8 protein-coding genes are annotated in these 11,583 nt (G+C 33.6%); 7 read left to right on the forward strand and 1 reads right to left on the reverse strand.

Going from position 1 to position 11,583, the window contains the following annotated elements:
- Positions 1 to 18: 18 nt before the first annotated feature.
- Positions 19 to 261: a helix-turn-helix domain-containing protein gene (locus AC0LWN_RS08930; protein ID WP_474664379.1), complete on the reverse strand. Its 243-nt coding sequence runs from the start codon at positions 259 to 261 to the stop codon at positions 19 to 21.
- Positions 262 to 481: 220 nt separating this feature from the next.
- On the opposite strand from AC0LWN_RS08930, the gene AC0LWN_RS08935 reads away from it, so the two are divergent.
- The 7 genes from AC0LWN_RS08935 to AC0LWN_RS08965 all read left to right on the forward strand — a co-directional run bounded on the left by AC0LWN_RS08935 (position 482) and on the right by AC0LWN_RS08965 (position 11,581).
- Positions 482 to 3,016 carry a GH39 family glycosyl hydrolase gene (locus AC0LWN_RS08935; protein ID WP_474664381.1) on the forward strand — a complete coding sequence of 845 codons (2,535 nt, stop codon included), beginning with the start codon at positions 482 to 484 and terminating at the stop codon, positions 3,014 to 3,016.
- Between the two features lie 605 nt (positions 3,017 to 3,621).
- The gene (locus tag AC0LWN_RS08940) at positions 3,622 to 4,998 is read left to right on the forward strand and encodes an MFS transporter (protein ID WP_474664382.1); all 1,377 of its coding nucleotides are present in this window, start codon (positions 3,622 to 3,624) and stop codon (positions 4,996 to 4,998) included.
- Between the two features lie 239 nt (positions 4,999 to 5,237).
- Positions 5,238 to 5,699: a C-glycoside deglycosidase beta subunit domain-containing protein gene (locus AC0LWN_RS08945; RefSeq protein ID WP_474664384.1), complete on the forward strand. Its 462-nt coding sequence runs from the start codon at positions 5,238 to 5,240 to the stop codon at positions 5,697 to 5,699.
- Positions 5,700 to 5,704: 5 nt separating this feature from the next.
- Positions 5,705 to 6,712, forward strand: coding sequence for a sugar phosphate isomerase/epimerase family protein (locus AC0LWN_RS08950; RefSeq protein ID WP_474664386.1), 1,008 nt, complete (start codon positions 5,705 to 5,707; stop codon positions 6,710 to 6,712).
- Positions 6,713 to 6,809: 97 nt separating this feature from the next.
- Positions 6,810 to 9,344 (forward strand): GH39 family glycosyl hydrolase, encoded by a 2,535-nt coding sequence (locus tag AC0LWN_RS08955; RefSeq protein ID WP_474665000.1) that lies wholly within the window; start codon positions 6,810 to 6,812, stop codon positions 9,342 to 9,344.
- Between the two features lie 209 nt (positions 9,345 to 9,553).
- The gene (locus AC0LWN_RS08960) at positions 9,554 to 10,654 is read left to right on the forward strand and encodes a Gfo/Idh/MocA family protein (RefSeq protein WP_474664388.1); all 1,101 of its coding nucleotides are present in this window, start codon (positions 9,554 to 9,556) and stop codon (positions 10,652 to 10,654) included.
- Between the two features lie 21 nt (positions 10,655 to 10,675).
- On the forward strand, positions 10,676 to 11,581 hold the full coding sequence (locus tag AC0LWN_RS08965) for a sugar phosphate isomerase/epimerase family protein (RefSeq protein ID WP_474664390.1): 906 nt from the start codon (positions 10,676 to 10,678) through the stop codon (positions 11,579 to 11,581).
- The last annotated feature ends 2 nt before the right edge of the window (positions 11,582 to 11,583 follow it).

Raw genomic sequence — 11,583 nt, forward strand, 5'->3', positions numbered from 1 at the left:
TGCCAATAGTTCCAGGGTTCAGCGGCTTCTTCCGTCCGGTGGAGTGCTGCAACTAAGCGCAATGATTTTAGCTTCGACTTCACCGGTAACCTTAGGCGCAACAGGCGGTGTGATTCGTTTTTTTCTTCCGATCGCGCCTTCCCAGCCTTGCGCAGCATACGCTTTTCGAACATTATAGACGGTATTGACGTGTACCTGCATGCGCTCAGCGATCTCCAATTCTTTTAAGCAACCGCCTGACCTGTTTTCATCAGCCGCCAACAGGATCCCCTTAGTGGGATGACTTTTTTCTTGCAATTCTGCCCATACTGACAGTAAAGATGATGAGAAATTGTGCTAGATTAATTAATAGACACATGATGCCCATTTGGAATAACCGAATGGAATAGCTCGAGATACGAAAGATGCATTCTTAATATCAATTGAAAATCTGCTCAAGAACAGATATCATTTTCGAATAATATGATTGGAGGGAAGGTAATTGAAAAAAACAAGTGACTTACAAATGAACGTTTCAAATCTCATAAACATTTCAGTTCTTGATTTTAAAAGTAATGTTGAGCATACTCAACGTGAAATTAAGCTTATCTATGTACTTATGGGAGACCTAAAAGTAAAAATTAATCAAAAAGAATATGACATGAAGGATTCTGATTTTATTTTGGTGAATTCGAATGAACTACATTCCATTCAATCAGAAGAAAATAATTTATATATTTTGATCTTATTAGATTACTCAATCTTAAGTAATATTTTAAGTCAAAAACACCTATTATTTATGTGCAATTCAATCGAAAATACCACTTTAGCAGATCAGAACTTAAGAAGATTAATTAAAGAATTACTTTACATTTTTATCAAGCAAGATTTTAACTTACAAAGAGAATTCCATGGAAAAGCATTTCAACTAGTTTCGATTTTAATTTTAAATTATTTAAGCAATAATAGTGAGTATAAAATAAAAGAGGATATTTATGGTAAAGGAAGCAAGGAAAGGTTAGGAGACATAGTTCAATATATTGATGATCATTATCAAGAACCCTTGTCCTTAGAGGAAGTAGCAATGCAACATTTTATTACTGTCCCTTATTTGTCGAAATACTTCAAAAAACACACCGGGAAAAATTTCTTGGAATATCTGAACGAGGTTCGATTGGTCCATGCAGTAAATGAATTACTCCAATCAAATAAACCTATTATAAACATTGCCTTAGACAATGGATTTCCAACATTGGCTTCATTTAACAGAGTATTTAATAGACATTATCAACTTAAGCCAGCAGAGTATAGAAGAAAAATGGAAAAATCAATAAACGAAAAAGATGAAGACTCTTTTAAGAACCTTAATGATAATAATCTACTTGAAGTGGAAAAAATTAAAAGAGTACGCGAGTATATAGACAACGCTGAAAATAATAAATTTGAAAACTATACTGAGTCTCATGATGATGTACAAAAACAAACAATTAAAGTTGATAAAGTAGAAAGATTGACAAAGTATTGGAATAAATTAATTAATATCGGTTATGCGAAAGATGTTTTAAATTCAGATATGCAAGAACAAATAATCCTTATGCAAAATGAAATTAAGTTTACGTATGCAAGAGTATGGGGGCTATTTAGTGATGAAATGATGATAGTAGATCTTCTTGAAAAGGGAGTTACATATAATTTTTCGAATACGAACAAATTATTGGATTTTTTTGTGAATAACAAATTAACTCCGTTCATAGAATTAGGCCCTAAATCAAAAATGATATCAAAAAATATTGAACAAACATTAGTTCTGAAACCACTAGTTGTGAAACCAAACAATGATAAGATACTAGAAGATTATAAAAATCTAATTAGAGCATTTTTATTAAACTGTGTTGAGAGATATGGGATTGAGGAAGTAGAAAAATGGTACTTTGAGATATGGAATTATTATATTGATCCATTTAGTGATGAAAATATACAAATAGATAATAGTATCCCTCCAACTCATCTTTATAAAAAATATTTTAAAGAGTTTGCTGTCTTGAAAAAGACAATTAACGATATTGTTCCTTCTGCTAAGGTTGGAGGGGGCGGACTGCAAAACTTAGAAAGTAAGAGTATTGAATTGTTTTTAACGGAATGGAAGAAAGAGAGCGTAAATCCTGAATTTCTTTCGGTTTATATATATTCGTATAGTTCCATAGAGAACCAGAATAATAAACGGACCCCCATGAAAAATCTGCAATCAACCAATCCTGACTATGTACAAAATGCACTTAAACAATTAAAAAGAACAATGAAAAAAACGGGTTATGGTCATATAGAACTTAATGTGACGGAATGGAATACCTCCATATCAAATAGGGATTATTTAAACGATAGCTGCTTTAAGGCATGTTATATAGTAAAAAATCTTATAGATAATATTAATCAAAATCATATTAATATGATGGGTTATTGGCTATCCTCTGATATTTTTAGTGATTACAAAGATACAAAGAATCTTATCTATGGAGGGGCTGGATTAGTTACAAGGAACGGAATAAAAAAACCTAGTTACTATTCTTTCATTTTATTAAAGCATCTTGGGGAAATATTAGTTGCAAGAGGTGAAAATTATATTGTTACAAAAAAATCGGGCAATCAGTATCAGGTTCTGTGCTTCAATTATAAACATTTTAATTACGCCTTTTATATGCATCCAGAGGGAAGCAAAGGCGTTAATGAGCAATATGACATTTTTGAGGATAATGAGACGCTAAAGCTTTCTCTGACCCTTCAAGGAATTATTAATGGAAAATATCGAATTAAGGAACTTATGCTGAATCGTAATCATGGAAGTATACTGGATAAATGGTTGGAATTTGGTGCAATAGACGATATGAAACAGGATGAAGTAGACTATCTCAAACAAATATGTATGCCTCTTATGAAAGTGAAGCATACTGAAGTGACGAATTGTTCCATTGTTCTAAATGGAGAGTTGGAGCCGCATGAAGTGAAATTATTTGAGCTTAATTTGATATTTGGAGAGTGATAGGCTTTGAAGAGATAATTCGGATAAGCCGTATTCAAACCAAAAAGCAGGAGAGCTATTTTCCGACAACAGGAAATTTGCTATCTTGCTTCTTTTTTGTTGCACACTTCTAAACTTGGGATGACGCATTGTAATAAAAGTTGACTAAGTTTTTTGAGTAAAAGAAATATCCGAATATATCCAAATTCATCCAAATAACATTTTTTGTTAACCGAAGAATAATATTGTACACAATTATTAAAAAAAATATGCCTATTTTTAATCTACAAATTGGGGGATTGAAAAACATATCAAGATTAAAAATAAAAGTGAAATTAAGGATAAGAACAGTAAGGAAAAATGAGAAGATGCAGAGTATGATCTTAATGAAGGAAGAAGTAAAATAATTAATTATTAATACGTTTAAAGATGTGGGGGTATATACCAAAAACATTCTTTGAACATAAAGATGAGGTGGAAAAAACGTAAAGTGAAAAATCTTACGAAGTGGGAAGCTTTAGAACTAATTTTATAATGAGATTTGAAAGCGGTTCCAATGTTTGTCTTTAATTTTCTTGAAGTATGAAATGCCTGCATTAATTAAAAAGTGTAAGGGGAGTGACAACATGAATGTGCAAGCTGCTCAAGGGGAAAAGTCAAGTTTAGTTCCAAAAGGTAAGCTCAGTATAAAAGAAAAATTAAGTTATGGCATGGGGGATTTTTCGTCAAATCTTGTGTGGGGAGTTATTGGTAGTTTTTTGCTTTATTTTTATACGGACGTTGCCTTAATTCCTGTTGCGGCAACTGGTAGTATTTTTCTTATATCAAGACTTTTAGACGCTTTTATCGATCCTGTAATTGGGGGGGCTGTTGACCGAACAAACTCTAGATGGGGACGCACTAAACCGTATATCTTATTTGGAATTATACCATTGTGTGTATTCTTCATCTTATCCTTCACAACAATTGATTCCTCTAATACAGTGAAGATCATTTATGCATATATTACTTACATTGTTGCTGGTATACTCTATTCCGTTGTAAACGTTCCATACGGCGCATTAATGACTTTATTGACAAGAGATACTAATGAAAAAACACAGCTTGCCAGCTTTCGTATGGCTGGAACAGGATTAGGGAATATCCTTGTTGCTGTTGTTACTATGCCTCTCGTTGGTTTTCTGGGGAATGGAAATGAACGGCAAGGATTCTTATGGACAGCAGTTCTCTTTTCTGGAATTGCAATAATAAGCTTCTTTATTCTTCTGAAAAACTGTGAGGAGCGGTATATCGAAACAACGGTTGTGGCTAAAGAAAAAATAAGTCTTATGAAAACTTATAAAAGCGCTTTTAAAAATGGCCCATGGGTTTCGTGTACAATCTTTGCCTTAATGCAATTTATTAAACTTGGAGCTTTTCTTGCTATTACTATTTATTTCTGTATCCAGGTTCTAAATGATCCTGCTATGATTTCCGTTTTGTTGCCGCTGTATTCTTTATGTGTAATCGTTGCATCATTCATTACTCCATTTTTTATAAAAAAGTTTGGGCACCGTAAAGCAAATATATGTGCACTTATTGTATATTGTCTTGGCTATATGCTACTCCCACTATTTGTGGATAACCTGACTGTATTTATTGTTATCTATTTCATTACGAACGTTATTGGTGGAATTTGTGGTGGTTCTGTTTATGGGATGATTGGTGATTCAGTTGATTATAACCAATGGAAATTCGGAATTCGTTCAGAAGGTACTCTTTTTGCCGGATATAGTTTTGCTACAAAAGTAGGTATGGCTATTGGCGGTTCGGTTGTGGGGTATGCTTTGGCTTTTGCAGGTTATGATACAAACAATGTCACAGCTTCAGCTGTAGATTCAATAAAATATATTTATTTCTTGGTACCGATTATTTGCAGTTTATTCCAAATTATTACCATTTCCTTTTATAAGTTAGATAAACTGCATCCGCAAATAGTATCAGAATTAAATGTAAGAGCTTAAAAATAATATCGTTTTTTTTAATCTTTCCTTATTTTAAAGATATTAATGAAAAAATTGAATGGAATGTACATTTTCTAAGATACTTTTTGAGAAGGAACTATGAAAGATGTTAGTTAAGATAATTAAGTAAAGCAAACATATTGTTTATTGATAACGTTTCCGGGAAAAGGAGGGAATTTAAAAGAAGAGTATTATTAATCTTTGAATAGGTTTACATTTTTCAAATAGGAGGCTTACAAATGAAATTCAGTATGCAGTTACCCTTGGTGGATACCATTTGCGACGATAGTTTGGAAAACACCTATGTCAACGGAAAAAAGCTAGGATATGAATTCCAAATTCGCCTTAGTAATTATAGAGGGCATTATCTGTCGTGTATTGAAGAATTCGGTGTAACGGTTGATGGTTTTGAAATCGCTTCAGATGATCTTACTTTCTGTTTGAATGAAAAAGAGTTCACAGTTAGACAGTTGCCAAGTCTGATTTCAGAATTTTGGAATCTAAAAGAGGCAGCAAAAATTAAAGTTTTTGCACCAGGTGGTTTATCAGAAGGTGAGGAACATATAATTGATATAAAACTTCTATTGCGTGTTCCTTATATGCCTGTGCCGGGAAGTAAAGAAGACGATCATGAATATTTACAATTGGATTCTTGTGGCAGCAAAACTTTGGTGGTTCATGATCTTGTGGAGGGGGCATAAAGAATATGAGCAACATTAAATTGGGTGTTTCATTATATAGCTTTACAGAGGATTACGTGAATGGGAAATTATCACTAGAAGATTGTATCCGTACAGCTGCGGAATTCGGAGCACAAGGATTTGAGCTAGTAGGAACTCAAATGCTATCTTCCTATCCTTATACAAATGAAAAAGTGATAAATGAGTTTCAAGCAATCACAAAAGATTATGGAGTTGAATTCGTTTCATATGGGGCAAACACAGATCGAGGTATGAGATCTGATCGGAACCTTACTGAAGAAGAAATGCTGCAATCAGCCATTCTTGATGTGAAAACTGCTAGCAAACTCGGTTGTAAGGTGATGAGAGCACAATATCTTTTATCTCCTACCTCGTTAGGAAAACTAGCACCTTACGCAGAAAGTTACGGGGTTAAGGTTGGTGTGGAAATTCATAATCCTGAGACCCCAACGTCGCCGGTTATGAAAAAATACTTAGAGGTTATCGAAAGAACAGGATCGAAATATATTGGGTTTATACCTGACTTTGGCTGTTTTGCAACTCGTCCAAATAAGCTTCAGTGGGATGGAGCATTAGCGAATGGTGCACCTATTGAATTATTGGAACTAGCAGCACAACTTCGCTATGCAGAAGTCCCAAGAGAAGAAGCGCGGCAGCGTTTGCTTGAAGCAGGTGCTAATGAAGCCGTTATGGGAGCCTTCCAAGGAATGTATGGATATGTAACCTTTTATAAGGAACCAGATTTGAAAGGTTTGAAGGAAATCATGCCATACGTTTTTCATTTCCATGGGAAATTCCATTATCTAAGCGAGGAACTTGAGGAAGCAAGCATTCCTTACCGAGATATTCTATCAGTAATTCATAACTCAAATTTTGATGGTTATATTATGTCGGAATATGAAGGGTATATCATTAAAGAATACACTGATCAAGCCCCTAATACAGCACTTTTAATGACCAAACGCCATTTGGATATGGAAAAAGCGATTTTAGAATCGTTAAAGTTGAGTTAATAAAAATGCAGTTAAACAACCTGGGCTCTGTGGAAGAGCACAGGTTGTTTAATTTTCCCAAACTTATACAAAGGAATCAACGATATACTTGAAACAAATGATTGGGGGAATGAATTTGAGTGGTTCAGATATTCTCAATTCTGCTCTTAATGATTCTGAATTAATTATTATTTCAGTTAAAAGTAATAAAAATATTTTAAATCATGCGCATAGTGATGTTGAATTAATATATAACATTAGAGGCAACTTACAAGTGCAGGTAAATAATAATGAATTCAAGATGGAGAATTCAGATTTTTTGCTAATTAATTCGAATGAATTTCATTCGTTTCATTCCCAAGATGAAAATTTATTTGTTATTATTACATTTAATTATTATAAACTGTGCTCAATGTTTAATCAAAAACAAATTCTCTATTCTTGTAATTCCATTAAACGAAATTATTTTAAAGATTTGGAAGTAAAAAGGGCAATTGAAGAATTAATATCACTGTATATAAAACGAAAAGTGAATTCTAGTATTGAATTTATGTTAAAAGCCATTGATTTAATCTCAATACTAACAAGAAATTATTTAAAAAAATCAGATGAAATTGAATTAGAAGATAATTGCACCAAAAGCAGTCAAGATGAAAGAATCAATGAAATAATTAAATTTATTCAAACCAATTATCGAGAACCTTTGTCGTTGGAGAAAGTTTCAAACATGTATTATATTTCTGTGCCGTACTTGTCAAAATTATTTAAAAAGTATGTAGGAACAACATTCTCTCGATATTTGAATAAAATTCGACAAGCATATGCTATAAATGAACTAGTTAACACTAATAAGTCCATAACCCAAATTGCTTTGGATAATGGATTTCCTACTTTAACATCCTTTAATCGGGTTTTTTATGAGTTAAATAAAATGAAACCAGCAGAGTTTAGAAAGCAATATTTCACAAAAGTGAATAAAGAAGATATATCTTATGATAGCGGCACAACAGATCATGTAGAAAGCTCTGAGGTAATATATAAACTGCGTGAGTATTTAGATAGCAGAGCAACTGATGATCAACAAACGATTACAAATATTGTGGACAATATTCAAACTGAGATTATAAAAACAGAAAGGGGAGAAGCATATACAAAGTATTGGTCAAAATTGATTAATGTTGGTTATGCAAGGGATCTTTTAAACTCAGATATGCAAGAGCAGCTCAAGAAGCTTCAAAATGATATAGGATTTTCTTACGCCAGGGTGTGGGGGATTTTTGAAGACGATATGCAGTTAGAGGATCGTTCAGAGGGGGATATTCAATATAATTTTTCGACTACCAATAAGGTATTAGATGTATTGGTGAATATTGGTATAAAGCCCTTTATTGAACTCGGTCCTAAACCTAAAATTATATCAAAAAATATAGAAGAGACATTGGTTTTTCAACCTATCATGAAAAGATCGCTGGAAGAATGGAGGCATTTATCCCGAGGCTTTTTATCTCAATGTGTAGAACATTTTGGGATCGAAGAAGTTGAAACTTGGTATTTTGAAATTTGGAGACCGAACTTTGATTTTATACGGAATCGTAATGAAACTAATATAGATCAACTACAGGATCCGTTTCAATTCCAAGAGTATTTTAAAGTATTTGGTGAATTCAAGAAAATTGCTAAAGAGATTGTCCCCACTGCTAAAGTAGGCGGCTGTGGATTAAGTATGGATTCTGAAGGTGATAAATTACATTTACTGCTTCAACAGTGGAGAAAAGAGGAATTCCAACCCGATTTTCTTTCTGTATATCTTTATCCAGTTGAAATGGAACGAGATAACAAACAAATTCCTAATTCCCAATCAGCCAATCCAGAATATATTTTGAACACTCTTACAGAATTAAGGAGATCTTTGAAGAAGTCCGGCTTTAATGAACTTGAACTGAACGTTACAGAATGGAATATTACAGTTTCTAATCGTGACTATCTGAATGATAGTTGTTTTAAAGCTACTTATATGATTAAAAATGTCATTGAAAATTTAACTCAAAATAAAGTGAAAATGATTGGTTACTGGTTGGCCTCAGACATATTTAGCGATTTTAGAGATTCCAAAAATCTTTTATATGGCGGAGTTGGATTAGTCACTAAAAATGGAATAAAAAAACCGAGCTATCATGCCTTTGCTTTGTTAAAAAGGTTGGGTAATATACTAGTTGCTAAGGGGAAAAATTATATTGTAACAAAAAAAACGGGGGACAGTTTTCAAGTTTTATGCTACAACTATAAGCACTTTGACTATTCTTATTATCTAAGTCCTGAAGGAAGTATAAGCATTAATCAACAATATGAGATATTTGAAAATAATGATTCTCTTGTCGTATCGTTAAAAATACAAGGAATAAAAAATGGAAGATATCGTTTAAATAAACTTAAGTTGAATCGGGAACATGGAAGTGTCCTTGATGAATGGTTTAATATAGGGCAAGCTCATGATATGAAACAGGACGAGATTGATTATTTAAAGCAAATTTGCATACCTGAATTGAAGATCGAAAACATTACGGTTAATGATGAATCAATTGTGCTACAGGGGGAACTTCACCCACATGAAATAAGATTGTACGAATTGAACTTATTATTTAATGAAAGATAACTTATGTATTAGAGGTTAAGAACAAGAATAGTAATATTATTCTTGTTCTTTTTATTATGTTTTAAATTAAGTAATGAATATGATGAAAATAAGCATTTACTAAGTTAATTACAGTGATGGAATAACTGCGGAGAAGCATTAAGATAAGAGTGTAAGCGGAATCATAATTCTTAAGAGGTCAAAGGACTTCAAGAAAATGGAGGATAATAATGACTAAGAAATTAAAAATCGGGATTATTGGATGCGGTGGAATTGCACATCAAAAACATCTTCCAGCTCTAGCGAAATTAGCTAATAAAGTGGAACTGGTAGCTTTTTGTGATATTGAGTTGGACCGAGCCGAAAAAGCTGCTAAGGAATATGGAACACCAGATGCACTTGTTTTTGAAGATTACAAAAAAATGTTGGAAGATAAAAGTATTGACGTAATTCATGTATTAACACCTAATATTTCTCACTCCTACATTACTGTAGACTCTCTTGAAGCAGGAAAACATGTAATGTGCGAAAAACCAATGGCAATTAGTTATGAAGAAGGTAAGAAAATGCTGGATGCTGCTAAAAGAACAGGTAACAAGCTAACAATTGGCTACCAAAATCGTTTCCGTGCAGACTCTCTTGCTACGTATAAAGCTTGCCAAAACAATGAACTTGGAGATATTTATATGGCTAAAGCCCATGCGATTAGACGTCGTGGGGTACCGACTTGGGGTGTATTTCCGGATAAAGAGAAGCAAGGTGGCGGGCCTCTGATCGACATTGGAACTCATGCCTTAGATTTGACATTATGGTTTATGGACAACTATAAGCCAAAGAGTGTCTTTGGTTCGACTTATCAAAAACTAAAGGATAAGCCGGAAGGAAATAATTTCGGTCCATGGGATCCAGAAACATTTGAAACAGAAGACTCTGCATTTGGTTTTATTAAAATGGAAAATGGTGCAACAATTTACTTGGAAGCAGCATGGGCGCTAAATATGATTAATGCAAAAGAAGCTCAAGTAACGCTATGTGGAACTGAAGGCGGAGCGGAAATGTTCGGAAAAGCCTACATCGACCAAGGCTATGTTGTATATAACAAGGTATTACATGATCAGTTAGTAGAGACTCAACCATCCGAAGCTGGTGGGGTGTTTGGATTTACTGGAACTTCTCTTGAACAACGTGATGCCGAAGCAATCCAATGGATTGATTGTATCCTAAATGATACAGAGCCTGTTGTTAAACCAGAACAAGCGCTTGTCGTTACGCAAATCTTGGAAGCCATTTATAAATCTTCTGAAACAGGAAAAGTGATTGAACTTTCATAAAAAAAGTGGAGGAAAGACACTATGAAACTGGGTTTTAATAGTGCTATTTTAGATGGATGTACTTTCGAAGAAGTAATTGATTTTGCATCTGAAAATGGCTTCTCCTGTGTCGAATTATGCGCTTGGCCAAAGGGGAGAGCCGTTCGAAAATATGCTGGTGTTACTCATATTGATTTAGATAACTTAGATGTTGATTACGTCTTGAATTATACTGAGGCTAAAGGAATTCAAATATCTGCAGTTGCATATTATCCAAATCCGCTTCATCCTAGTGAAGAGCAAGGTGACTACATCGTAGCACACTTGAGAAAATGCATTGAGGCAGCAAGCAAGTTGGGGGTAAACTTAGTCAACACTTTTATTGGTAGAGACCAAACAAAAACTGTAGAAGAAAATCTAGAAAGGATGGTGAGAATCTGGAAACCACTTGTTGATTACGCTGAAGGACTTGGGGTTAAGATTGCTATTGAAAACTGTCCTATGCTATTTACAGAAGATGAATGGCCAGGTGGACAAAATTTAATGACTACCCCGGCTGTCTTTAGACGAGTATTTGAACTGATTCCAAATTTAAATTTTGGATTAAACTTTGATCCTTCCCACTTTGTATGGCAACAAATGGATTATATTAAGCCTATTTATGAATTTAAGGAACGTATTTTCCATATCCATTTCAAAGATATCAAAGTGTATAAGGACCGTTTAAATGATGTGGGAATTATGGCTACACCGCTTAAGTATATTTCGCCTAAACTTCCAGGATTAGGTGACGTAAACTGGGGTCAATATGTTTCTGCACTAACTGATATTCAATATCGTGGCTATGCTGTAATTGAAGTAGAGGATAAAGCGTTTGAAGATTCGCTTAAATCAAGAAAAGATTCAATTAAGATCAGTAGAAACTACTTAAGCCAGTATTTCTCTTAATC

Source organism: Paenibacillus sp. sgz302115 (assembly GCF_056120445.1).